Genomic DNA, 23,471 nt, shown 5'->3' on the forward strand with positions numbered 1-23,471 from the left:
AGCCGTTCCGCGCCGCGGCGACCCGAGAACTATGCGGACGTCACGAAGTTGGCCATCATCCCCATGTCCTCGTGCTCGAGGTTGTGGCAGTGGAAGACGAATCGGCCGACGTGGTCAGTGAAGCGCACGGCGATCTTCGCCTGCTCGCCTGCCCGCAGGTCGATCGTGTCCTTCCAGCCGGCGTCGAACTCACCGGGTCCGTCTGCACCGCGGGCGACCACCTGGAACGGATCGAGGTGGAGGTGCACCGGATGGTGGAAGTCCGCGAAGAGTTCCCACACCTCGATGTCGCCCAGCTTCGGATCCGCGGCCGACGTGCGCGGGCTGAACTCGGCCCCGCCGATGATCCATCCCTCGTGGTCGCCGATCGCGGACTCGAAGCGGAACCGCCGCGTGACGGTTGCCGCGGCGGGGTCCAGTCGCTCGATCGTGGACAGGCTGGCGGGTGCCTCGAAACGCGGGCCTGTGGCATCCGCCACGGTGAAGCGCATGATGGCGTTCATGTCTCCGGAGCCGAAGTCGTCGTACACGGTCACCCTGGTTCCGGGTCGGAACGCGGAGAAGTCGACCAGGGCATCCAATCGTTGGGCGGGCGCGAGCTCGAACGCGTCGTGCTTCAGCGGTTCGGCGAGGAGGCCGCCCTCGGTGCCGATCTGCACGATGCCGTCGCCGGGCGCCGGGTCGAGCCGGAGCCGGATGCGCCGCGCGTTGCACGCGTTGACGAACCGCAGCCGGTACGTCGCACGCTCGACCGTCGCCGAAGGCCACGGAACCCCGTTGACGAGCATGACGTCGCCGAGCACACCGGCCACGAAATCGCCCGTCACACCGGGAATGGTGGTCATGCTGGGGTCGGCGCTGGGGTAGAGGAAGGATCCGTCGGCATCGAACGCGCGGTCGGTGAGCACCAGTGGCAGTTCGTGCGCTCCTGCCGGAAGGCCGAGGGCATCCTCCTCGTCGTCGCGCACGATGTGCAGCCCGGCCAGCCCGCGCCACACGCTCGGCCCGGTGAAATCCATGCGGTGGTCGTGGTACCAGAGCATGGCTGCGCGCTGCTCGAGCGGATACCGGTACACCCGCTCGCCGTTCGTGGTGTCACCGGCGGGCATCGCCATTCCGTGCGCCATGCCCTGCATGCTCTGATGACGCCGAAGGTACGACAGGTCCTGCGGATAGATGTAGTCCGTCGGGTATCCGTCGCTGTCGTGCGGTGTGTGTCCGCCGTGCAGGTGCACGACCATCGGGACCGGCAGCCGGTTGCGGTGGGTGATCGCGACTTCGCGTCCACGCCGGCTCTCGATCGTCGGACCGGGGAAGACTCCGTTGAACCCGAAGATCTGCGTCGTGAGCCCTGGCAGGATGCTCGCCCCGACCTGTCTCGCCGTCATCGTGTAGCGGTCGACCCCGTCGCCGGTGTCGATGGGCTTCAGCACAGGCGGCAGCCGCAGCGGCAGGGAGAACCGGCGCGGCAGGGCGGCGCGGGAGACCAGTTGCGCACCCGTCGACCGTGCACCGGTCGAACTGAACGCGAGCGGGATCCCGGCCGCGAACCCGACGCCGACGCCGGCCAGCACGCCGCCGACGATGAACGCCCTGCGAGTCATCGGGCTCATCGGCGTGACCAGGCCCGACGGGCGCCGACGACACCGAGCACGATGATCGCGACGCCGAGCGGAATGTGCACGGCGAGAATGTGCCGCGTGCCGAGCATCATTTCCACGACGACGAGCCCGGTGAGCGCGGCGTAGGCGACGATCGGCCACCACGGGCCGTGGCCTGGGCGGAAGTAGAGCACGGCTGCGACCACGGTCACCAGCGTGGCGACGCCGGCGATTCCCGCATTGAGGTTGTGCAGATCCAGAGCCGGATACGCACCGGAGAGGAACTGTCCGGCCAGCACGGACTGGGCGAAGAGGATGACGGCCGTACCCGTGGCGGCGATGCGGAACACGATCACGGGCCAGCGGAGTGACATCCTGGATGCGTCGGTCGCGTCGTTCGACGCATCCGGCGCGGGCGTGCCGCTGACGGACTCGCGCGAAGCCGGGTCTTCGGCGGTGGCACGTTGGCTCGGTCCACCCGCGACCGGGTCGCCGGCCGGTAGAGCGGTCGCCGTCTGGTCAGCGTCCAACATGGTCTCCATATCGTTTCAAATGAAACTGTTCCAAATGAAACTAACATGACGGCGTACGAAAGGGAACTCCTCGATGCGCGAAGAGACACTGGCCGTCGGCCTGCTGTTGAGGCAATCGCACCGGTGGGCAGCGCAGATGCTCGACACCGCGCTCGCGCCTCTGCACATCGGCGGCCCGCACTTCGGCGTGCTGCTCCTGCTCGATCGGGACGGCAGTTCGACCCACAGGGAGCTCATCGCGCTCACCGGCCGCGACAAGGCCAACATGGCGCGCACCATTGCGGATCTGGATGCTCTCGGCGCGATCGCCCGCACCGTCGACACCGCGGATCGCCGGGTGGTGCACGTCAGTCTGACTCCAGCGGGGCAGACGCTCTACGCCGAGGCGCAGAAGCTACTGGACCCGGTCAGCCGCGAGTTCGAACGCCGCCTCGGAACGGATGGGATCGCGCAGCTCACCGCGCTGCTCCAGCGCCTGCTCCCTCCGTCCCCGCTCTGATCGCAACACCCCCTCCCGAGGGTGCCCGTTCCTCCCCCCGAGGGTGCCCGTTCCTCCTCGCGAGAGTGCCCGTTCCTCCTCCCGAAAGTGCCCGTACCTCCTCCCGAAGGTGCCCGTTCCTCCTCCCGAAAGTGCCCGTTCCTCCTCCCGAAAGTGCCCGTTCTTCCTCGCGAGAGTGCCCATTGCTCCTCGCGAGAGTGCCCGTACCGCCCCCTAAAGTGCCCGTACCGCCCTCCGAAGGTGCCTGTTGCTCCTCGCGAGAGTGCCCGTTCGTCCACCTGAAAGTGCCCGTACCTTCCCCCGAAAGTGCGCCCCCGGGGAACAACGCTCATGCGGCGAAAACTGGCACCTTCGGGAGGAGAAACACGCACCTTCGCGAGGAAGTAGACGCACCCTCGCACGGAAGAACGGGCACCCTCGCGAGGAAGAGCGGGCACCTTCGGGAGGAGGAACGGGCACCCTCGCGCGGAAGGAGACCCACCCTCGCGCGGAAGAACGGGCACTCTCGGGAGAGAGAACGGGCACTCTCGACGCAGAGACGCGCCCGCCCCGTGAGGGACGAGCGCGTCTTCGGAATGCTCAGCGCGATGCGCGCGGAATCAATACCAGTTGTACGACTGCGAGTGCGACCAGGCACCGCAGGGAGTGCCGTACGATCCGGCGATGTAGCCGAGGCCCCACTTGATCTGGGTCGCAGCGTCGGTGGCCCAGTCAGTGCCCACGCTGGCCATCTTCGAGCCGGGGAGCGCCTGCGGGATGCCCGTCGCGCCACTCGGGTTGTAGGCCTGGTAGTTCCAGCCGGACTCGCGGTTCCACAGGCTGTTCAGGCAGGAGAACTGGTCGCCGCCCCAGCCGTAGCTCGAGGCCATGGTGGACTGCGCGTAGGAACGGGCGCCATCGGGCGTGTTGACCTGAGCCAGCGCGGCAGCGGCGGCAGCAGCCTCGGCTGCGGCCTTGGCGGCTGCCTCTGCGGCCGCCTTCTGCGCTGCGGCGACGGCTGCGTCGTGCTCGACGGCAGCCTTGTTGGCAGTGGTCACGGCGTTGTCCGCCGCGACGGTGAGCTTGTGCAGCGTGGTCGAGTCGGACGAGTAGTTGCTCTTGAGCGCTGCGATGGCACTGTCGAGCTGAGTGACGTCGGCACGACCCTGCACCTGCTGCTCGGTGATCTGAGCGACGGCGAGCGCGTCGAACGAGTCCTGCGCCGCGGTGTGCTGCAGGGCCATCGGGGCGATGGGAGAACCCTTGACCACCTCGGAGAGAGGGCCGGCTGCCTGCTTGGCGGGCTCGGCGTAAGCGTTCGAGACGACGACGGGGGTCACGACCGCGGAGACCGCGACGACGGCGGCTGCAGCGACGGTCAGGCCACGCTTGTTCTTGACGGCCTTGGCGGTGAAGTTCTGGAAGGAGTGTCTGATGGAGCCGGGGGAAATACGGTTGGAGAAGGTCACGGGGTTCCAATGCTCGGGTCTGCCCCGCGTGGTCCACCCGGTGTTGCGCGCACGCTCCACCGGGAAACGGATGCCACGCGACACTCGACGGGTCGCGTCCATCCGGGCGGGTTGGGCACCCCGGGGTCATGCTCGTCCGCTCAACCGCGTTCGGGCACGGCGGAGCAACGGCGTAGGGCTACGCCGGCAAGACACCCCGCGGATGCCACACAGCAGTCCGTCGGGTCGGGGCGTTCATCGCGCTGCGGACGCCGCCCGTGTAGGTGCGGGCGAGGTCGTAGCGTGACGACTGGAAAACGGTACCCACTCGCTCTGGGCAGGCTGTGCACAGAGGCTCCAAGGCCTCTGGGAGCGGATCCGCCGCGGAATTCCGCGGATTTTCGACCGCAAATCAGAGTGTCCCCGATTTCGCAACCCGATGACGCGGTGCGATCTCAGACGAAAAGCTGCCCGGTCAGGCCTTTCTCCACCGTTCGAACCGCCGGCCGGATGCGGTCCGCCGGACGGTTCGCCGAACCCTACGGCGAGACGGACAGGAACAGGAATGCCGCGAAGATCACGAGGTGCACTCCGCCCTGCAGCTTCGTGGCCCGTCCAGGGACGATGGTGAGGATCGTCACCACGATGGAGAGCGCGAGCAGAACGATCTGGGTGCTCCCGAGGCCGAGGACCAGTTGCTGCGGCATCCAGATCGAGGCGACGGCGACAGCGGGGATGGTGAGCCCGATGCTCGCCATCGCTGATCCGAGTCCGAGGTTGAGGCTCGTCTGAATGTGGTTGCGCTGGGCCGCCCGCACGGCCGAGATGCTCTCCGGCAGCAGGATGACGAGCGCGATGATCACGCCGACCACGGATTCCGGCAACCCGAGCGCGACCACGCCGCCCTCGATCGACGGCGACTCCAGCTTCGCCAGCCCCACGACGGCGACGAGCGAGACGAGCAGGAGCACGAGGCTGACAAGCGTGGCGCGCAGCGAGGGCGGTTCGCCGTGCTCGTCCTCCTCCTCGTCCGCATCGTCGATGACGTTGACGGGCAGGAAGAATTTGCGGTGCGAGATCGTCTGCGTGATGACGAACAGCACGTACAGCGCGAGAGAGGCGATTGCGGCGAACGTCAGCTGAGTCGGCGAGAACCGCGGACCTGACGCCTCGGTGAAGTCCGGCAGCACCAGGCACAGCACGGCCAGCGTCGAGACAGTGGCGAGCGCGGCGCCCGATCCCTCCGAATTGAACCGCACCGTGCCGAACTTGAACGCTCCGACCAGGATCGAGAGCCCAATGAGTCCCGTCGTCGTGATCATGAACGCCGAGAACACCGTGTCTCTGGCCAGCGTCGCGGCGTGCTCGTCTCCGCCCGCAGAGAGCGTGACGATGAGGCCGACCTCGATGATGGTGACGGCCACGGCGAGGATGAGGGATCCGAACGGCTCACCGACCCGGTGGGCGATCACCTCTGCGTGATGCACCGCCACCAGGATGACGGCGATCAGGATGACCGCGAGCAGTATCGCGAGCCCCACCCCGGGCTTCGATCCCCAGGCGAGCACCAGGGTGATCGCAGCGATGACCGGGACCGCGAGGGGCACCCACCTGCCGATCGTCCGCATCGTCGTCACCCCTCCATCCTCGCAGGCGCCGAACGTCAGCCCGGTAGCGACCACAATGGAAGAGGCGGTCGAGCCGCTCGACCCCTCCACCAACGACACGGAAGCAGAACACGATGGCACTGCGCAGCTGGCGCTCCCTCGCATCCGGCCAGGTCAGCCGACTCGTCGTCTTCGACGTCGCAACGGGCGACCGCACGCTCGTGTACGAAAGTGGCGACGCCGTCTTCGAGGCCCCGAACTGGGTGGTCTCGCCGCACTGGGGCGACGACGAATGGCTGGTGGTCAACCAGGACGGCCTCATGTACCGGCTGCCGGTAGACGGCCTCCCCGACGGCACCTCGCCGATCCTGGTGCCCACAGGAGACATCGACAGCTCGAACAACGATCACGTCGTGTCACCGGACGGCCACCACCTCTACATCTCGGCCGAGGACAAGCACATCCACGAGGTGTCGCTGGCCGACGGCACGGCTCGCCGGGTCACCCACGATCACGATCAGCCGTTCAACCACTACCTGCACGGCATCTCGCCCGACGGCCGCACGCTCTCCTACATCGGCCTCGAGCCGCTCGGCCCGAATCCCGGTCCAGGCACGCCAGCTCTCACGAACGTGTTCACGATCGGGATCGACGGAGCGGATGACACGCAGCTCACCTTCTCGGACAAGCCGCACGATGGGGCGGAGCTCGATCCGAGCGGCGAGTGGATCTACTTCAACTCCGAGCGCGCATCGGATCGCCCGGGGCACGCGCAACTCTTCCGCTGCCGGCCGGATGGATCCGACATCCGTCAGCTGACGTTCGACGAGCGCGTGAACTGGTTCCCGCACGTTGCGCCCGGCGGGCGCGATCTCGTGTACGTGAGCTACCCGGCCGGCGTGCTCGGGCATCCGGCAGACGAAGAGGTGCTGCTGCGCCGCATCGACCCCGAGGGCGGCGCGCCGACGGACCTGGTCGCGCTGCACGGCGGGCAAGGCACCATGAACGTCGCGAGCTGGTCACCGGACGGCACCCGTTTCGCCTACGTGGAGTACCCGGCCTGACCGGCATCGCCGGTTGACCCGTTGCCGTCGGTCGCGACATCCCCCGAATAGCGCGGACAGGGTGAAGCGAGGTGGCCGGATGCGCGGTTACGCTCACGCGCATGAGCCTGCGTGAGCGTGTCAACGGCGTGCGCGATCGGGTGCGGGGCGCCGCCACCAGTCGCGAATCCCTCGCCATCGGAGTCGGCGCGACGGCGTTCGTCGTCGTCGGTGTCGTGGCCCTTTTCGTGTTCGGCACGTCTGAGCAGCCCATCACCGGACCGGGCTCCCTCGGTCAGTTCGCTGCCATCGCCGGCGCCATCACCGCCGTCGTCGTCTTCGTCGTCACCTGGCTGCTCGTCATACGCAGGCGGCTGCGTCAGCGCACCATCGTCGGCGCGCTCATCGACCTCGTGGCGCTCGCCATCGCCCACACCGTGATCTGCCTCCTGCTCTGGCTCGTGCTCGGTCAGATCATGGAGCTGAGTTTCAAGGGAGCACTCGTCTACGCCGTGCCCGCGGCGATGCTGGCCGGCGGTGCTGCTGCGATCAGCGGCTACTTCGTATTCCTCTCCGCATGGGGCATGAACGGGATGCGACTGGCGGGGGTGCTCGCCGTGTTCCTCGTGGTGGGGGCGGTGGCCAGCATGATGACGGCGTCGGACCCGCACTGGTGGCAGAAGAACCTGAGCGCGCTGGGCATGACGGACGACGTCTCGTCTTTCGCGTTCAACCTCACGCTCATCGTGGCGGGGCTGCTCGTGACCACCATCGCGCGCTATTCGACGGCGGCCCTGGTGCGCATCCCGCGCCGAGTGGGCGTCGAGGTCGTGCGGTGGACGCTGGTCGCGCTCGGCGTTCTGCTGGCGTGCGTCGGGATCTTCCCTGTCGACAAGTTCTTCATCCTGCACAACTCGGTGGCCTGCGGCATGGTCGTCGCCTACCTGGTGATCACTGTCGGGCTGCGCTGGTTCATCCCGGAACTGCCCAGGTCGTTCGTCGCGCTCGGCATCGTGTTCCTGGTCGTGATCGTCGTGGCGGCGATCTTCTTCGTCGTCGGCTACTACAACCTGACGGCTGTCGAGATGATCGCGGCCGTGCTCATCTTCAGTTGGCTCATCGTCTTCCTCCGCATCGTGTCGGCCACCTCCAACGACCTCGAGACAGCGGCGAACACGCAGGTGGCCGCAAAGGAGGCGCCGACGGTCGGCCGTCACGCACGCGCCGACGTCGACCTCACCGATCTCGACGATCCCGCTGCAGCCCTCGCGCTCGGCGATGCGGCCGATACCGCCGGCGCGAGCTGACGCAACGAACGAGCGCGAAATTGCGCTGATACGCAACAGTCCGCGACAACTCGGCAAACTCATCCCCGAACCTCGTCGTTACCCTCGAGAGAGACGCAATCCATTGCACTTTCAAGGGGGCCAGCCCGTGTCAACGATCCTTTCCACCGCGGCACGCGCGGCGACTGCACTCGATGCCGCAGCGACCACCCGTCTGAAGTCCGTGACGACGGACCCTTCGTGGCTCAGGCTGAAGGCGGCGGCCACGAGCATCCAGGCCGACCAGGTGAAGGACGGCTCGATTCCCGACGCCTCCCGTCACGCGGATGCCCGCGCCGAGGTCGACACCATCGTGCAGTCCATCGTCGACCTGACGCCACTCTTCCCGCACGACGCCGACTACCTCGCTACGCTGCGGCGCGACTTCGGTCGCTGGGCGGATGACTCCTTCGGCGTTCCGGACTTCTACGACTCGCTGGTGGCATTCCAGCCCCAGCAGCACCGCGTGGACGGCCTGCGTCACCTGGTCGTGTTCCCGATGTACACGCAGAACGGATCGGCGGATCGCCACGTCGAGGCCTTGATCGTCGAGACGATCTGGCCGGAGTTCGTGGCCGAGCTGGAGCGCACCGACTACGGCAACAAACTGTTCCTTTCGTTGCGGCTCATCGACTTCACGTCCGGATACGACACCAACTCGGCCGTGCTCTTCCCGGAGACCGTCGCCATGCGCGAGCTGCCCACCTTCACGTGGGGCGCGATCTTCCAAGACCGCGAGGCAGCACGGTACCGCGTGGTGGTGCGCGCGGCATCCGACATCACGAAGCTCGAGCTGCCGGAGGACGCCGCCCGGCTGCTCGACGATCAGAGCCTCATCGAGCAGACGTTCGTGATGTGGGACATCATCCATGACCGCACGCACATGCGCGGCGATCTTCCGTTCGACCCGTTCATGATCAAGCAGCGCATGCCGTACTTCCTCTACTCGCTGGAGGAGCTGCGCTGCGACCTCACCGCATACCGCGAGGCGTTCCGGCTGGAGCAGACGCTCGGCGCTCTGCCGTGCGAGGAGCTCTCGGTCGAGCAGTCGAGCATCCTCGAGCACGCGAAGCTCGTGCGGTACGCGATCCTGTTCGACCGCATCTTCCGGTTCCCGATCACGGGCAGCCGGGTGCGGAACTACGACGGCCTCGGCGGTCAGCTGCTCTTCGCATGGCTGCACCAGCACCACGTGCTCGACTGGACCGACACCCGTCTCTCCATCGACTGGGATGCCGTCGGCGACGCCGTCATCGCCCTCTCGGACGCCATCAACGAGTTGTACTGGCGCTCGATCGACCGCCCCAAGACAGCGCACTGGCTGGCCGCCTACGAACTCGTCAGCAGCGTGCTCGCGCCGAACCCGGCATCCGTCTGGGCGAAGGGTCTCCCGGATGAGGTCCTCGCCGGCGCTCCGAAGGGCTACACGGATGCCGTCCTCGATGACGAGTTCCCGCTCTCGATGTTCTACGAGGCGCTGAACAAGAAGATGGGCGACACGATCGAGTCGACCAAGGGGATCACGGCCGCGACGTCCTGACGGATCGGCCGGCGTCGCGCTCCGGTCAAGAGTCGTACGAGCCCGCGGTGGCCGCGACGGTGCCGAGGATCCCGACCAAGACGACGATGTAGAACAGCACGACGAGCACGACCAGTCCGAGCGACACATAGCCGATGATGACGGCCGCGAGCGCGAGGCCGTGACCGCCTTCTCCGGTGCGCCTGCACCCATATACAAGCAGAGCGATGCATCGCACCACCATGGGGCGTACTCCCCATCTCCGGGGGTGATGCGAACGGCCCCCGCACGTGCTCGCTATCCGGCGGCGACCGTGGACTCGGCGGTGACCCAGGCGTATCCGTCCGGATCGGTGAACGTCCCGTCCGCGACTACCGCGAGGCGGTGCGCGCCGGTGCCTTCCGGATCGACGCCGACCTGCTTGGCGAGCGCGGCGCGCTTGTAGAGGGCGAGCTTGACGGCCCCGGAGTCGAATTCGACGTAAGCGGGGAAGTTCTTGGTCGCCTTCAGGCCGTGCTCCTGGTAGAAGTGCTTGCTGGCCTTGACGCCGTCGACGCCGAGCAGCAGGACGAGCCGCTCGACCTCTCCGCCGGCCGGCCCGGTGGCGGTCTTGTTCGCGCTGGCGATCTGCCATGCGGTTCCATCGGGTGCACGGAACGAGCCGCCGTATCCCCAGAGGCTCTTCTCGACGGGCTTCAGGACCTGCGCGCCGCTCGCCAGCGCCCGTTCAACTGCCGCGTCGACGTCGCCCGGCTGCACGAAGATCAGGGACGGCGCGAAGCCGCGGAAGCCTGTAGTGGGCTGGGTGGATGCGCGTACGCCGACGCTGTCACCCAGGCGAAGCGCGTCGCAGTAGAAGGATTCGGCCGCCTCGACGGCCTCAGGATTCGTTTCGATGGTGATGCTGTGAATGTTCATGCTTCGACGATAGGAACCGGCTCACGGCGGAACTTCTCGAATCCTGCTCGATGCAGAAGCGGGTCCGCCCGCCGCCGAGCCGACGGACGATTCCGCTCCCGGACGCACGTGCGCAAGGGCGGCAAGCGCTCAGTGGATCAGTGCGTCTCCCACCGGAACCAGCGCACCCCGATGAACGTGAAGACGACGATGTAGCCGAGACAGGCGAGCAGGGCGTTCGTGTCCTGGCCGGTCCACGACGTCGTGCCGATCACGTCGGAGAACAGCGTCATCAGCGCCCCGACAGGCGACCACTGGGAGATGGTCTTCACCACGTCGCCGAGCACGCCGGTGCCCCCCAGGATGCCGAGCAGCACGAGCACGATGAAGAGGATGCGCCCGATGGCGTTCACCGCACCCGACGAGCTCACGAGCCCGACGAGTGCTTGTCCGATGGCGAGGAACACCGCGGCGCCGAGCGCGGCGACGACGATCGTGAGGAGGTACTGCACGAAGGATGGAGTCAGCCCGTGCAGAATGACGCCGACGATCACCACCACGATCGACGCGATGAGGTTGGTCACGACCTGCACCGAGATGCGGCTCGTCATGATCATCCAGGTCGCCGTGGGCGTGACCCGGAGCCGCTGCAGCACGCCCACCTCACGGTCGTGCGCGAGGGTGAGGCTGTAGCCGAGAAGGCACGAGGTCAGCAGCCCGAGGGTCAGCGCGAGGCCGATGACCAGGGCCGGTCCGCCGAGCCGCTGCCCGCTGTTCTTGCCGAAGCTCGTCGCCACCAGGATCACCACGGGCAGCACCAGGGCCAGCACCGTGGCGACCCTGCTGTGCAGCAGCACGATCGCGTCGGCCCTGAGCAGAGAGCGCATGGCCAGCCCGGCCGGCGGCCGCCTCGAGATCGCGTCAGTCACGGATGTCACTTCCCGTCAGTCCGATGAACACGTCCTCGAGCGTGACGTCGCCGTGCGCGACGGCGAGCACACGAGGGTCGTCCTTGTGCTTGGCGATGAGGTCGCTCGGAGTCCCCACGGTGAGCACCACGCCGTGGTCGATGATCGCGACCCTGTCGCACACCGCCTGCGCCTCCTCCATGGAGTGCGTCGTGAGCAGGATGCTGCTCCCGCGCTTGCGCATCTGCTCGATGCGCGACCACAGGGCGCGCCGCGACTGCGGGTCGAGGCCCGATGTGGGCTCGTCCAGCAGCGCCAGCATCGGATCGTGGATCGTCGCGATGTAGAGCGCGAGACGTTGCTGTTGTCCGCCCGACAACTGCTTGAACCGCTTGCCGCGCTCCTGACCGAGGCCGATCTCGTCGAGGCAGGAACGGATCCGCTCGCTCGTCAGCCGCACACCGTACAGCCCGCCGTACAGGGTGGCGATCTGCTCGATGCTCAGCTCAGGCTGGAAGCTCGAGGACTGCAGCTGCACGCCGAGGCGGCTCTTCACCTCGAGCGGATGCTGCCTGGCATCGATCCCGTCGACGGTCACCGTGCCCGATTTGGGCGTGATCAGGCCTTCTATGGCGCCGAGCGTGCTGGTCTTGCCTGCGCCGTTCGGTCCGAGCAGGCCGAAGATCTCGCCGCGCTCGATACGCAGCGCGACCCCGTCCACCGCCGTCTGCTGACCGTAGGCGACCGTCAGGTCGTCGACCTGCAGCGCGGCGACCATCGTCGCGTCTTCCGACGCCACGGGTGCGGCGGGCTCGTTCGCATCACTCATCGCCGTGGCTCTCCTTCGAGTGGATCGGCCGACCGCCCGCAGAAGCGAGGGAATCGGAATGCTGGGGGATGGCATCCGTCGTCTCACAGCTGCTGTTAAAACGATATCACTTTACACATTGTCGATTCGCACCTGCACCGAATCGACCGACACGATCTAGGTGCGCGGCGGGCGCCCTCTGCGCGGAAGAGGCGCGACCTCCTTCGGCAGCCGGCCGGCCTTCTTCAGCGCGTCGCGGAGCAGGATCTCGATCTGGGCGTTCACGCTGCGGAGCTCGCCGGACGCCCAGCGCGAGATGGCGTCGTGCACGGCCGGATCCAGCCGCAGCAACAGGTTCTTCCGCTCGGTGCTCATGACGTGTACAGCGTTCCCGCGTTGACGATCGGCGCCGCCGGCTGATCGCTGCAGAGCACGACCATGAGGTTGCTCACCATGGCGGCCCGACGCTCGTCGTCGAGCGTCACGTAATCGCTCTCGTTGAGCCGGTCGAGCGCCATCTCCACCATGCCGACCGCCCCCTCGACGATGCGCGACCTGGCCTCGACGACGGCACCCGCCTGCTGCCGCCGCAGCATCGCCTGTGCGATCTCGGGAGCGTAGGCGAGGTGACTGATGCGCACCTCGACGATCTCGACTCCGGCGAGCGCCACCCGCGTCGCGACCTCGTCCGACAGCTCCGTCGCAACGATGTCTGTGGAGTCGCGCAACGAGACTCCGTTGCCTGCAGACGCGTCGTAGGGATAAGCGGTCGCGATCTGGCGCAGCGCCGACTCGGCCTGCACCGTCACGAAGTCGACGTAGTCGTCGACCGCGTAGACCGCCTTGGACGTGTCGGTCACCTGCCACACGACGATGGCGGCGATCTCCACCGGGTTGCCGTCCGCGTCGTTGACGCGCAGCCTCTTCGTCTCGAAGTTGCGGATGCGAACGCTCATCCTCCTCCTCGTGGAAAGGGGCATCACCCACGCCATCCCGGAACGTCGAACGGTTCCGATGTACCGCCCGAATCGCTGAACGACGCGGGTCTCTCCCGGCTGCACGATCACCAACGACCCGATGACCACGAGAACGGCCAGCACGGGCAGCACCAGATACTTGGCCTGGCCGGTCGCGATGAGCACGATGCCGATCACGATCAGCACGACGATCGCCAGCACGCCGTATGCGCCGCTGATGGCAGCCGCCGGTCGCTCGTCGATGTCGACCCGGGATCCCGAGTGAGCGAATGGCGCGGAATCCGGGCGCCTCGGAGCAGTGTCCATGTCATCGCCTCCACCGACCATCATAAAGTGATATCACTCATTGGCTTCGAGCCATCGATGGTCACCGCCACCGCGCTCTACTCGATGACGCATCGACCACCGGAGCGCATCGGCGAAGATGGAAGCACCATGACTCACCGCCTGCACGACCCCGAATCCCGCGCCTTCGCCTCCGACAACTACGCGGGAGCGCACCCCGAGATCATCGACGCGATCGTCGCCGCGAACTCGGGTCACCAGATCTCCTACGGCGAGGACGCCTACACCGAGCGCCTGCACGAGGTCTTCGCCGAGCAGTTCGGCGAGCAGGTCGAGGTGTTCCCGGTGTTCAACGGCACCGGGGCGAACGTGACGGCACTGCAGTCGATGCTGCCGCGGTGGGGCGCTGTGGTGGCGGCATCGACTGCGCACATCAACACCGACGAGGGCGGCGCGCCCGAGAAGGTCGGCGGCCTCAAGCTGCTGACCGTCGACACGCCAGACGGCAAGCTCACGCCAGAGCTCCTCGACAAGCAGGCATGGGGCTGGGGCGACGAGCACCGCGCGCAGCCCCTCGCGGTCTCGATCACGCAGACGACAGAGGTGGGCACCTGCTACACCGTCGAGGAGGTGAAGGCGCTCGCGGAGCACGCCCACTCGCTCGGCATGCGCGTGCATCTCGACGGCGCACGCATCGCCAACGCGGCGGCTCATCTGGAGGTGCCGCTGCGCGCCTTCACGACGGATGCCGGCGTCGACCTGCTGAGCTTCGGCGGCACCAAGAACGGCCTGCTGCTCGGCGAGGCGATCGTCGTTCTGAACGCGGATGCCTCAGACGGCCTGCACTACCTCCGCAAGGTCAATATGCAGCTGGCGTCCAAGATGCGATTCATCTCGGCTCAGCTCATTGCCTTGCTCACCGACGACCTCTGGCTGCGCAGCGCGCAGCACTCCAACGCCATGGCCACCAAGCTGCGCACGCGACTCGAGGATGCCGTGGCGTCCGGATCCGCGCCCGCCCTCGGCTTCACCCAGGCAACGGAGTCCAACGGGGTGTTCGCCACGCTGCCGAAGGCCGCCGCCGACCGCGTGCGCGAGGCATACCGCTTCTACGATTGGGATGCCGCGCGCGGCGAAGTGCGCTGGATGTGCTCATGGGACACCACCGACGCCGACGTCGACGGCTTCGTCGACGCGATCCTCGCCGCACTCGCCTGAGCTGCGCCATCCCCGGTCATGCCGGGTGTCCTGCGCCGTCCGGGATTCCGGACAGAGGTGTCCCGGCGTGAGATCCGACCGGCGGCGCCTGGACGCACACTGGATTCGTGGCCGTTTACGTGTCAGCGCTGGAGCTGTTCTCGATAGGGATAGGACCGTCGAGTTCGCACACCGTCGGCCCCATGCGCGCCGCCGAGCGCTTCGCCGCTGCACTCGCTGAGGAGGGGATCCTCCCCGAGGTCACGCGAGTGAGCTGCGTGCTGCACGGATCCCTCGCCGCCACCGGCGTCGGCCACGGCACCCCGGACGCCGTCGTCGCAGGACTGAGTGGGATGCATCCGGAGACGTGCGATCCGCGGGTGGTCCACGGAGCCTGGGCACGCGCCACCGAGCGTGAGACCCTCACGCTGGCCGAAGGACCGACAGTGGCCTTTCAGGCATCGGACATCGCGTTCGAGCCGCGCACGAAGCTGCCCGAGCATCCGAATGCGCTCGTGCTGCGCGCGTGGACTGCGGCATCCTCTCGACAATTCGGCGGGGCGGGTTCGACTCGAGCCGAGCCCACCGGCGCTGTCACCGACATGGATACCGTCGCACACGCCGACGAACCGCCTGCGTTCGAACAGACATGGTTCTCCGTCGGCGGCGGATTCGTACGGATGCGCGGCGAGCCGGTGTCTTCAGCGACGCACGCGATCGACTCTGACTGGTCGTTCGACAATGCGGCGGAGCTGCTGGCGCTCTGCGCCGAACGCGACGTGCGCGTGTGCGATGTCGCGTGGCGCTCCGAGCTCGCCGTGCGCGACGAGCAGGACGTCGTTGCAGGCCTGGACGCCATCTGGCAGGCCATGCACGAGTGCATCGAGCGCGGCATGCGTCCTGGCACGCGCGAGCTGCCCGGCGGGCTGCACGTTCCTCGTCGTGCCGGTGGCATGCGGGAGCGCCTCGAATCCTGCGGCCCCGACCAGCCCGACCTTCCCGGCGAGTGGATGCGCGCCTTCGCGCTGGCCGTCAACGAGGAGAACGCGGCGGGAGGCAGGGTGGTGACGGCGCCCACGAACGGAGCGGCAGGCATCCTTCCGGCCGTGCTCGAGTTCCACCTGCGCTTCAATCCGAAGGCGAAGCCGGAGGACACGCGCACGTTCCTGCTCACGGCGGCAGCGGTGGGCAGCATCCTCAAGGCGAACGCGTCGATCTCCGGAGCGGAGGGCGGATGCCAGGCCGAGGTGGGATCCGCGTGCGCGATGGCCGCCGCCGGCCTGTGCGCCGTGCTCGGCGGCTCGCCCGCCCAGGTGGAGAACGCGGCGGAGATCGCGGTGGAGCACCACCTGGGACTCACGTGCGATCCGGTCGGCGGGCTGGTGCAGATCCCGTGCATCGAGCGGAATGCGATCGCCTCCTCGACGGCGGTGTCGGCGGCGCGCCTCGCGCTGAGCGGAGACGGGCACCACATCGTGCCGTTGGACGTCGCGATCAAGACCATGCGCGACACGGGCGCCGACATGAGCGACCGCTACAAGGAAACGAGCGCTGCGGGCCTCGCCGTGAACGTCATCGAGTGCTGAGTCGGCTCAGCTGTGCACGCCGGGGAGTGCACCGAACCGACCCGCAGACCGCTTCGACGAGCTCAGCCGGCGGTGTGCGACTCGCGGATGCCGCCAGTCGCGAGGGCGAGCATCCGCTCGAGGTCGTCGTCCGAGTCGCCACGACGCTGAGAGCCCCACGCCACTGACGACACGAGCAGGAACACGTCGCGATAGTCGATATCGCCGTGCAGGGCGCCGACGGCCTTGGCGCGATCGACCAGCACGGACGTCGTCTGCGTCAGCGGCTGGCAGGTGTTGCGCAGGGGCGAATCCTCTTGGCGGAAAGCCTCCGCGATCGACTCCGGCAGGTTGTCGTAGGTGCGCAGGTGGCCGGCGAGGGCGAGCATCCACTCGTCGAGGGCCGCGGAGGGATCATCGGATGCGCGCAGCCGTTCCGCCAGCGCGGCCAGCCTGTCGAGACTGCCGCCCAGTGCCGCTGCGATGAGTCCGTCGCGCGTCGGGAAGTGCCGGTACAGCGTGCCGGGACCGACTCCGGCCCGGCAGGCGATGTCATCGAGCGACGTGAGCACTCCGCGTTCGGCGAAGGCGTCGGAGGCGACCTCCACGATCCGGTCGTAGTTGCGCTGCGCGTCGGCCCTCATCGGCCGCTGCGCGATCGCGGTGGCGCTTCCCATTCGTCCTTCTTCTCGGGGACATCCGTTGCGGATCTCCCGCAGTTCCGCTGTTCGCCAGGGACGAACAGCACCGTCGTTGACAAAACGGAGACACTCTCCGTATTGTCGTAATCACTAACAGGAGAGCTCCTCCGGATAACCACACTAAGCCACACCGCCGCGAAATGCACCGTTCAGGTTGCGTTTTCCTGCGGTGCTTCGCCGACGGCGTACGACATCCGGATCTCCCTTAGCGACAGCAGAAGACGCTCCAGTACGAGCAGGACAGAACAGGGGACGCGCCAGACATGGCCGACACCGCACTCCTCCCACCCACCGACGGCATCCGGCTGCCCGAGCGCCCGGCAGCCACCACCACACGCCCCTCCTTCGCGACACGCCCCTCCACCGCGACGATCCCCTCCACCGAGACGGATGCCGCACCCCACCGCTTCCGCATGCTCGGCCTGGTCGTCGTTTTCGTGACGCAGCTCATGCTCGTGGTCGACGCGAGCATCGTGAACGTCGCGCTGCCCGACATCCAGAAATCCCTCGGATTCACGCCGATCGGACTCTCCTGGGTCGTCACCGCCTACGCACTCGCATTCGCCGGTCTGATGCTGCTCAGCGGCAAGGTCGGATCGATGATCGGCGCCAAGCGCGCGCTCATCATCGGCACGGTCATCTTCATCCTGGCCTCGGCGGCCGGCGGCCTCGCGCCCTCGGCAGCGGTGCTCATCATCGCCCGCATCGTGCAGGGCGTCGGAGCGGCGATCGCCGCGCCGAGCACCCTCGTGCTGCTCATGGCCAACACCAGCCCCGGGCGCCAGCGCAGTCGTGCAATGGCACTCTTCATGCTCGCAGCCGGCAGCGGAGGCGCGATCGGGCTGATCCTCGGCGGCGTGCTCACGACCGGATTCGGCTGGGAGTGGGTCATGTTCGTGAACGTGCCGGTGGGCATCCTGATCGTCGCGGGCGCCCTGCTCTTCCTGCGCGAGACGGATCGGGAGCAGACCCGGCTGGACTTCGGCGGCGCCGTGGCCTCCACGCTAGGCATGGTCGCGCTCATCTACGGATTCACGACGGCGGCCGGCACCGGATGGACCAACCCGGTCGCCCTGATCGCGTTCGCCATCGCCGTCGCGTCGCTCATAGCCCTCGTATTCATCGAGCGCAAGCACCGCAGCCCTGTCGTTCCGCTGCGGCTCTTCCGCGGAGCACGCAACGTGGCACCGCTGGTCGCGATGCTGCTCGTGCCGGCCGGAATGTTCGCGTTCTTCTACTTCATCACGCTGTTCACGCAGCAGGTGCTGCACTTCACGCCGCTCGAGACCGGACTCGGCCTCCTGCCGTTCGTCGTGACCATGGTGACCGTCAGCCAGCTGGTTCCGAGGTTGCTCCCGCGGGTCGGCGAGTGGATCGTCGGCGCTGCCGGACTCTTCTTCCTGGCAGGCGGACTGCTCTGGCTGAGCAGGCTCAGCGAGCACGACTCGTTCGTGACAGGCATCCTCGGTCCGCTCGTGGTGATGGGACTCGGCGCGGGCATGACGTTCGCCCCGATCACGGCCGTGGCCATGGACCGGGCACCGGAGGAGCACGTCAGCGCGGCATCCAGCGTGCTTCAGACCATGCAGCAGCTCGGCGGATCCATCGGAGTCGCGGCACTCACCACGGTGTTCGTCTCGGTGAGTGCGACGAGCGGTGAGACCGGTGGCGTCGCGGCGGCGGTTCTCGGAGGCGCGACATTCGTCTTCCTCGGATTCGTGCTCTTCGCCGTGTGGGGCAGCCGGGTGCGTGCGGACGGCGACCGCACTGACGCCCCTGCGCCGATCGCGCACTGATCGGCACCGCTCGAACTCGACGGCGGTCGAACGGCCCGCTCCCTTCTGAGGGACGGACGTTCGGCCGCCGTCTTCGTCGTTGGCCGTGGATGCGCCAGTGGCCGTGCGCGTCCACAATGGTGCCGTGACACCCACCGACGAGCCGCCGCCCGCTGGAGCGGCGACCGATGCGGTCGACCCGGCCTTCGTCCCGGTCGTGCGCGCGGTGAGCGACGCCCTTGGCGACCGGATCATCGCGGCCATCGTGCACGGATCGGCCACCTCAGGCGGCCTGCGCCCGGAGAGCGATCTGGATCTCCTCGTGATCGTCGCGGCGTCCCTTGACGAGCGGACTCGCGCGGTGCTGGTCGACCGCCTCCTCGACGTGTCCGGATCCCGTGCCCGGTTGGGACCCGCTCGGCCGGCCGAGGTCACCGTAGTCGTGAAGAGGGATCTCGATCCGTGGCGGTTCCCGCCCGTCACCGACCTCCAATACGGCGAGTGGTTGCGAGCGGAGGTCGAAGCTGGCACGCTCGCCGGGCCGCACGCGGATCCCGATCTCACGGTCGTCCTGACGGCCGCCCGGCAGCGCGGGATCGCCGTGATCGGCCCAGGTCCGCGAGAGCTGATTCCCGAGATCCCGGCCTCCGACCTTGAACGCGCGATCGTCGCGTCCCTTCCAGAGCTCGTCGGCAATCTGGCCGGCGACGAGCGGAATGTACTGCTCACGCTCGCGCGCATGCAGCACACGCTCGAGTCCGGGAGCATCGTGCCGAAGGATGTCGCCGCCGAACGCGTGGCGCGCAGGATCCCACCTGACGAGGGAGCACTCCTGCTGAGAGCCGCTGCGGCGTATCGCGGCGAGGTGCACGACGAATGGATGCCGCGTCCCACGGCCCTCGACAGCTACGTGCAGCGCGCGCGGCGCGAGATCGAAGGGCACCCCACGCACTGACCGGGACTGGCCGCGACGCGACCGCCGAGCAGACCGGCCTGTCCCGGCTGCAGCACTGTGTCGAGGCGTCGGACGACGGATCAGGAATGCTCGGGCAATCAGATGTGTTTGCATAGACATCGGCAGCGTCGCCCTGTCCATCATCCCGAGGACGCACTGCGACGACGGACGCCGAGCACCGGCTTCCGAGCGCCATAGTCAACGCCCTCATTGTCCCATCGAGGAGTCCCATGTCGACCACGCTCGCATCCGATCGCGTCGCCGCGACCAGCACCCCCATCCATCCCGTTCTCGCCGAGCGCTTCAGCCCGCGCGCGTACGACACGAGCACTCCGATCGACGAGACGAAGCTGACCGCAGCACTGGAGGCCGCGCGCTGGTCGCCGTCCGCCGCGAACACGCAGCCGTGGCGTTTCATCGTCGCGCGTCGCGGCACCCCCGAGTTCGACGCGATCGCCGCGAACCTCATGGGCTTCAACCAGGTCTGGGCCGTGAACGCCGGCGCCCTGGTCATCGGGCTGACTCAGCGCACCAACGCAGAGGGCCAGCCGATGCGCTGGGCGCAGTACGATCTCGGCCAGGCGTTCGCGCACCTCACGGTGCAGGCGCACCACGACGGCCTCCACGTGCACCAGATGGGCGGCATCCTCGTGGACGAGTTGCGCGAGGCCTTCGACGTGCGCGAGGACTACGAGATCCTCAGCGTCGCCGCCATCGGCGTGCTCGGCGACGTCGACGACCTTCCGGAGAACACCCGCGAGCGCGAGCGCGCTCCTCGTGTGCGTCTCCCCCTGGACGACCTGCTCCTCGTCAACGCGTAGACCGCGACCAGCGGGCGCGACCAATCGATCGAGTCCTCGGAAAGTGCGGCGCCGGTTCGTCCGGTGCCGCACTTTCTCTGTTTCGGCGCCGAAGACCGCGTGAGTCCCCGGCCTTGCCAGCGAGGAGAGCTAGTGCTGAGCTTGTCTCAGCGATCCGGCCGATCGGGGAGCGTCATGGGGGTGGTCGGCGATGCAGGACTCGGCGATGGGCAATGAGAGGGAGAGAGCGGGCGGCGGCGTCCGCGATCCGGGTCATGGGGACGAACCGGCGGTGAGCGACGCGCACGTCACTGACGGCCTGCGGTCGGCGACGGGCATCCGTCCGCCTGGTGGTGGTGTGAGACCGGAGCCGGGCACGCCGCCCGTCAACGCACCACCCGACCCTTTCGCGCAGACCGACGGCGAGTTCGCGCTGCAGACGGGACTCAAGGACCTCTTCGTCACGGCCGTCGGAGGCGGCGGGCGCATCACCGACACCATCCACACGACGGCCGTCGACCCTGGCTACCTCGAGACGTTCCGGCTGTGGACGGAGGAAGGATCGCCCTACTACGCCATCCAGACGATCGACGGACACTGGGTCACGGCTGTCGGAGCCGGCGGACGCATCACCGACACCATCCACACGGACGCGACGAACGTCGCGAGCTGGGAGCTGTTCACGCCGGTGCGAGTGGCCGAGACGGATCACGGGGTCTCCGGTTTCGCGTTCCAGACGACGAAGGGGTACTTCCTCACCGCGGTCGGCGGCGGTGGACACGACACAGGCGACACCATCCACACGGACGCCACCGTCGCACAGTCCTGGGAGACGTTCCGCCCGTACCGGCGCGGCGCGTTCGGAACGGGGACGACGTACGGCATCCAGGTGTGGGGCGGCAATCGCAGCGAGCAGGCCGATCTCCGAGGCTGGCTGGTCGCCGTGGACGGCGGCGGATATCCCACAGCAGGCGGCCTGTGGCTGGCGGAGGAAGGCCAGCTCGACGAGCTCTCCTGGACGCTGCTCAAGCAGCCGGACGGCCGCTACGCCCTGCAGACATCGCACGGTACCGTGCTCACGGCGATCGACGGCGGTGCGCCAGGATCCGGGTTCAGCACGAACACCCCGGTCGACGCGATCGGCGAGAACGAGAAGTTCACGCTGGTGGACAACGGGGACTTCACGGCCTGGATCCAGACGCCAATAGGCACCTACATCTCGAACGACACCAGCATCGTCGCCGACGTGTCGAACATCAGCCGAGCGCTGCGGTTCCGGCTGCAGATCTTCGATTGGGCGCCTGGTCCGACTGGCTGACTCGTCGCCTTTGCCCGGCGCCGAGCGGCTGGGCGGTCAGTGCCGCTCTGTGCCGTCGACCACCGGTTCGGCCTCGCCCGAATGCGGTTCTCCATCCTCTCGCCGCGGCTCGGTCTCGTCTCCACGAGAGGCCGTCTCGGGCGGGCGCCCGGACCCCAGGGACAGCGTCGCAAGGAAGCCGATGACGAGGAATCCGGCCGCCGACCACGCGGCGTACTTCGTCCCCTCCGAGAACGCCTCCTTCGCATCGGCCGCGACGGGCGCCGTCTGCGGATTCTTATCGAGTCCGGCGATGGCCGCTCCCGAGCTGTCCACCACGGCTGACACCAGCGCGTCGCGCTGTGCGGCCGGAACGCCGCGGTCGTCCAGCTTGGCGCTGAGCACGCCGGCGGCCGAGCTGAACAGGATGGTGCCGAGGATGGCGATCCCGAGCGCCGAGCCGATCTGGCGGCTCGTGCTCTGGGTGCCGGATGCCTGACCGCTGGAGACGACGGGAACGTCGCGCAGCACCACGCCCGTGAGCTGTGCCGTCGCGAGCCCGACGCCGAATCCGTAGACGAACAGGAACGGGACGAGGGCACCCCAGGCGGTGTCGGGCGCGATGACGAATCCGAGCCCCGCGACGCCGATGATCTCCGCGACGAGTCCGACGCGCACGATGAGGACGGGGCTGACGCGGTTGCCGAACGCGCCGGCGAATCCGCTGGCCACGAACGAACCGATCGCCAGCGCCAGCAGGATGAACCCTGTCTCGAGAGCGCTGAAGCCGAGCACGTTCTGCAACCAGATCGGCAACGACAGGATGATGCCGAACTCGCCGAGCGAGACGATCATCGCCGCGACGTTGCCGTTGCGGAACGACGGGATGCGGAACAGGTTGAGCGCGAGCATGGTGCTCTTGCCGCGGCGCAGGCGATGGATTCCCCACAGCACGAACAGCACGCCGCTCACGATGGCGAGCGCGAACGCGAGCGGAACGGGGGAGATGTCCCAGCTCCAGGTCCAGCCGCCGATCGTCGGGCGGTGATCGACTTTCCACCAGCCGTACGTGCGGCCCTCGATGAGCGCGAAGACGAGGGAGGCGCTGGCGACGATGGACAGCAGCGCGCCGACCACGTCGACGCGCCCGGCGTGCTGCGCATCCTTCGATTCCCGCACGGTGAAGAGCACGCCGACGATGATCACGATCGCGAGCGGAACGTTGATCCCGAACGCCCAGCGCCACGAGAAGTCGGTGGTGAGCCACCCACCCAGCAGAGGACCGAGGGCGGTCATGCCGCCGATAGTCGATCCCCAGGTAGCGAAGGCGATCGCCCTGTCGCGGCCGCGGAAGTTCGCGTTGATGAGCGACAGCGTCGTAGGCAGCACGGCGGCACCGCCGAGACCCTGCACAAGCCGCGCGGCGATGAGGAGCTCGCCAGTGGGCGCGAGCGCGGCCACGACCGACGAGAGCGCGAACACCGTCACACCGATGAGCAGCACGAGTCGTCGTCCGAATCGGTCGGCGAGAGTGCCGAACACGAGCAGGAAGGCGGCGAAGACGAGGGTGTACGACTCCTGCACCCACTGCACCTGGGTCGAACTGATCTTCAGGTCGTCGACGATCGACGGGATCGCCACGTTGACGATCGTGGAGTCCACGATGATCAACGAGACGGCGATGCTGATGAACACCAGTCCGGCCCAGCGGCGACGGTCAGCCATGAATCCTCGCTTGTCTAATAGTCAGCA

22 protein-coding genes are annotated in these 23,471 nt (G+C 67.8%); 10 read left to right on the top strand and 12 right to left on the bottom strand.

Annotation, left to right across the window (positions count from 1 at the left end; translation table 11 throughout):
• Positions 1–29 precede the first annotated feature (29 nt).
• Together HII28_RS10590 and HII28_RS10595 are read right to left on the bottom strand one after the other, a co-directional pair.
• A complete protein-coding gene (locus HII28_RS10590) occupies positions 30–1,613 on the bottom strand; it encodes a multicopper oxidase family protein (RefSeq protein ID WP_170025368.1) in 1,584 nt (527 codons plus the stop codon).
• Entirely contained in the window at positions 1,610–2,134 is a 525-nt protein-coding gene (locus HII28_RS10595) for a hypothetical protein (protein WP_170025369.1), read from the bottom strand. Before HII28_RS10595 ends, HII28_RS10590 begins: the two co-directional genes overlap by 4 nt.
• A gap of 73 nt (positions 2,135–2,207) precedes the next feature.
• Here HII28_RS10595 and HII28_RS10600 point away from each other — a divergent pair, with 73 nt between their 5' ends.
• Positions 2,208–2,633: a MarR family winged helix-turn-helix transcriptional regulator gene (locus tag HII28_RS10600; RefSeq protein WP_170025370.1), complete on the top strand. Its 426-nt coding sequence runs from the start codon at positions 2,208–2,210 to the stop codon at positions 2,631–2,633.
• A 599-nt stretch (positions 2,634–3,232) separates the two neighbouring features.
• Here HII28_RS10600 and HII28_RS10605 read toward each other — a convergent pair.
• A complete protein-coding gene (locus tag HII28_RS10605) occupies positions 3,233–4,081 on the bottom strand; it encodes a phospholipase (RefSeq protein WP_346769268.1) in 849 nt (282 codons plus the stop codon).
• 518 nt (positions 4,082–4,599) lie between these two features.
• Entirely contained in the window at positions 4,600–5,688 is a 1,089-nt protein-coding gene (locus tag HII28_RS10610) for an ionic transporter y4hA (RefSeq protein ID WP_170026078.1), read from the bottom strand.
• Positions 5,689–5,801: 113 nt separating this feature from the next.
• Between HII28_RS10610 and HII28_RS10615 the strand changes: the two genes are divergently transcribed.
• The 3 genes from HII28_RS10615 to HII28_RS10625 all read left to right on the top strand — a co-directional run bounded on the left by HII28_RS10615 (position 5,802) and on the right by HII28_RS10625 (position 9,575).
• A complete protein-coding gene (locus HII28_RS10615) occupies positions 5,802–6,731 on the top strand; it encodes a PD40 domain-containing protein (protein ID WP_170025371.1) in 930 nt (309 codons plus the stop codon).
• A gap of 101 nt (positions 6,732–6,832) precedes the next feature.
• The gene (locus tag HII28_RS10620) at positions 6,833–8,017 is read left to right on the top strand and encodes a hypothetical protein (RefSeq protein ID WP_205864622.1); all 1,185 of its coding nucleotides are present in this window, start codon (positions 6,833–6,835) and stop codon (positions 8,015–8,017) included.
• A gap of 193 nt (positions 8,018–8,210) precedes the next feature.
• Positions 8,211–9,575 (top strand): DUF6421 family protein, encoded by a 1,365-nt coding sequence (locus HII28_RS10625; protein WP_205864885.1) that lies wholly within the window; start codon positions 8,211–8,213, stop codon positions 9,573–9,575.
• Between the two features lie 25 nt (positions 9,576–9,600).
• Here HII28_RS10625 and HII28_RS10630 read toward each other — a convergent pair whose 3' ends face one another.
• From HII28_RS10630 to HII28_RS10655, 6 genes are all read right to left on the bottom strand, one after another.
• Positions 9,601–9,798 carry a hypothetical protein gene (locus HII28_RS10630; RefSeq protein ID WP_170025372.1) on the bottom strand — a complete coding sequence of 66 codons (198 nt, stop codon included), beginning with the start codon at positions 9,796–9,798 and terminating at the stop codon, positions 9,601–9,603.
• 53 nt (positions 9,799–9,851) lie between these two features.
• Positions 9,852–10,472, bottom strand: a complete 621-nt coding sequence (locus HII28_RS10635; RefSeq protein WP_170025373.1) for a VOC family protein — start codon at positions 10,470–10,472, stop codon at positions 9,852–9,854.
• Between the two features lie 137 nt (positions 10,473–10,609).
• The gene (locus HII28_RS10640) at positions 10,610–11,380 is read right to left on the bottom strand and encodes an ABC transporter permease (protein WP_170025374.1); all 771 of its coding nucleotides are present in this window, start codon (positions 11,378–11,380) and stop codon (positions 10,610–10,612) included.
• Entirely contained in the window at positions 11,373–12,188 is an 816-nt protein-coding gene (locus tag HII28_RS10645; protein ID WP_170025375.1) for an ABC transporter ATP-binding protein, read from the bottom strand. Before HII28_RS10645 ends, HII28_RS10640 begins: the two co-directional genes overlap by 8 nt.
• 156 nt (positions 12,189–12,344) lie before the next feature.
• Positions 12,345–12,542 carry a hypothetical protein gene (locus HII28_RS10650; RefSeq protein ID WP_170025376.1) on the bottom strand — a complete coding sequence of 66 codons (198 nt, stop codon included), beginning with the start codon at positions 12,540–12,542 and terminating at the stop codon, positions 12,345–12,347.
• A complete protein-coding gene (locus HII28_RS10655) occupies positions 12,539–13,450 on the bottom strand; it encodes an SPFH domain-containing protein (protein ID WP_240977325.1) in 912 nt (303 codons plus the stop codon). Before HII28_RS10655 ends, HII28_RS10650 begins: the two co-directional genes overlap by 4 nt.
• A gap of 129 nt (positions 13,451–13,579) precedes the next feature.
• On the opposite strand from HII28_RS10655, the gene HII28_RS10660 reads away from it, so the two are divergent.
• Positions 13,580–14,647 (top strand): low specificity L-threonine aldolase, encoded by a 1,068-nt coding sequence (locus HII28_RS10660; RefSeq protein WP_170026080.1) that lies wholly within the window; start codon positions 13,580–13,582, stop codon positions 14,645–14,647.
• A 107-nt stretch (positions 14,648–14,754) separates the two neighbouring features.
• Entirely contained in the window at positions 14,755–16,212 is a 1,458-nt protein-coding gene (locus HII28_RS10665) for an L-serine ammonia-lyase (protein ID WP_170025377.1), read from the top strand.
• A gap of 62 nt (positions 16,213–16,274) precedes the next feature.
• On the opposite strand, the gene HII28_RS10670 is transcribed toward HII28_RS10665, so the two are convergent.
• A complete protein-coding gene (locus HII28_RS10670) occupies positions 16,275–16,868 on the bottom strand; it encodes a TetR/AcrR family transcriptional regulator (protein ID WP_170025378.1) in 594 nt (197 codons plus the stop codon).
• Between the two features lie 287 nt (positions 16,869–17,155).
• Here HII28_RS10670 and HII28_RS10675 point away from each other — a divergent pair, with 287 nt between their 5' ends.
• The 4 genes from HII28_RS10675 to HII28_RS10690 all read left to right on the top strand — a co-directional run bounded on the left by HII28_RS10675 (position 17,156) and on the right by HII28_RS10690 (position 21,740).
• Positions 17,156–18,688: an MFS transporter gene (locus HII28_RS10675; protein WP_170025379.1), complete on the top strand. Its 1,533-nt coding sequence runs from the start codon at positions 17,156–17,158 to the stop codon at positions 18,686–18,688.
• A 124-nt stretch (positions 18,689–18,812) separates the two neighbouring features.
• The gene (locus HII28_RS10680) at positions 18,813–19,622 is read left to right on the top strand and encodes an aminoglycoside adenylyltransferase family protein (protein ID WP_170025380.1); all 810 of its coding nucleotides are present in this window, start codon (positions 18,813–18,815) and stop codon (positions 19,620–19,622) included.
• Between the two features lie 230 nt (positions 19,623–19,852).
• Positions 19,853–20,443: a nitroreductase family protein gene (locus HII28_RS10685; protein WP_170025381.1), complete on the top strand. Its 591-nt coding sequence runs from the start codon at positions 19,853–19,855 to the stop codon at positions 20,441–20,443.
• Between the two features lie 271 nt (positions 20,444–20,714).
• A complete protein-coding gene (locus HII28_RS10690) occupies positions 20,715–21,740 on the top strand; it encodes a hypothetical protein (protein ID WP_170025382.1) in 1,026 nt (341 codons plus the stop codon).
• A gap of 36 nt (positions 21,741–21,776) precedes the next feature.
• On the opposite strand, the gene HII28_RS10695 is transcribed toward HII28_RS10690, so the two are convergent.
• Positions 21,777–23,444, bottom strand: a complete 1,668-nt coding sequence (locus HII28_RS10695; RefSeq protein WP_170025383.1) for a DHA2 family efflux MFS transporter permease subunit — start codon at positions 23,442–23,444, stop codon at positions 21,777–21,779.
• Positions 23,445–23,471 lie beyond the last annotated feature (27 nt).

Source organism: Planctomonas sp. JC2975 (genome assembly GCF_012985205.1).
GTDB lineage: Bacteria > Actinomycetota > Actinomycetes > Actinomycetales > Microbacteriaceae > Humibacter.

Excerpts from the sequence above, each read along its gene's own strand:
- HII28_RS10590 (WP_170025368.1), bottom strand. The coding sequence starts at position 1,613 with ATGAGCCCGATGACTCGCAGGGCGTTCATCGTCGGCGGCGTGCTGGCC.
- HII28_RS10595 (WP_170025369.1), bottom strand. The coding sequence starts at position 2,134 with ATGTTGGACGCTGACCAGACGGCGACCGCTCTACCGGCCGGCGACCCG.
- HII28_RS10600 (WP_170025370.1), top strand. The coding sequence starts at position 2,208 with ATGCGCGAAGAGACACTGGCCGTCGGCCTGCTGTTGAGGCAATCGCAC.
- HII28_RS10610 (WP_170026078.1), bottom strand. The coding sequence starts at position 5,688 with ATGCGGACGATCGGCAGGTGGGTGCCCCTCGCGGTCCCGGTCATCGCT.
- HII28_RS10615 (WP_170025371.1), top strand. The coding sequence starts at position 5,802 with ATGGCACTGCGCAGCTGGCGCTCCCTCGCATCCGGCCAGGTCAGCCGA.
- HII28_RS10620 (WP_205864622.1), top strand. The coding sequence starts at position 6,833 with ATGAGCCTGCGTGAGCGTGTCAACGGCGTGCGCGATCGGGTGCGGGGC.
- HII28_RS10630 (WP_170025372.1), bottom strand. The coding sequence starts at position 9,798 with ATGGTGGTGCGATGCATCGCTCTGCTTGTATATGGGTGCAGGCGCACC.
- HII28_RS10635 (WP_170025373.1), bottom strand. The coding sequence starts at position 10,472 with ATGAACATTCACAGCATCACCATCGAAACGAATCCTGAGGCCGTCGAG.
- HII28_RS10645 (WP_170025375.1), bottom strand. The coding sequence starts at position 12,188 with ATGAGTGATGCGAACGAGCCCGCCGCACCCGTGGCGTCGGAAGACGCG.
- HII28_RS10650 (WP_170025376.1), bottom strand. The coding sequence starts at position 12,542 with ATGAGCACCGAGCGGAAGAACCTGTTGCTGCGGCTGGATCCGGCCGTG.
- HII28_RS10655 (WP_240977325.1), bottom strand. The coding sequence starts at position 13,450 with ATGGACACTGCTCCGAGGCGCCCGGATTCCGCGCCATTCGCTCACTCG.
- HII28_RS10660 (WP_170026080.1), top strand. The coding sequence starts at position 13,580 with ATGACTCACCGCCTGCACGACCCCGAATCCCGCGCCTTCGCCTCCGAC.
- HII28_RS10670 (WP_170025378.1), bottom strand. The coding sequence starts at position 16,868 with ATGGGAAGCGCCACCGCGATCGCGCAGCGGCCGATGAGGGCCGACGCG.
- HII28_RS10675 (WP_170025379.1), top strand. The coding sequence starts at position 17,156 with ATGGCCGACACCGCACTCCTCCCACCCACCGACGGCATCCGGCTGCCC.
- HII28_RS10685 (WP_170025381.1), top strand. The coding sequence starts at position 19,853 with ATGTCGACCACGCTCGCATCCGATCGCGTCGCCGCGACCAGCACCCCC.
- HII28_RS10695 (WP_170025383.1), bottom strand. The coding sequence starts at position 23,444 with ATGGCTGACCGTCGCCGCTGGGCCGGACTGGTGTTCATCAGCATCGCC.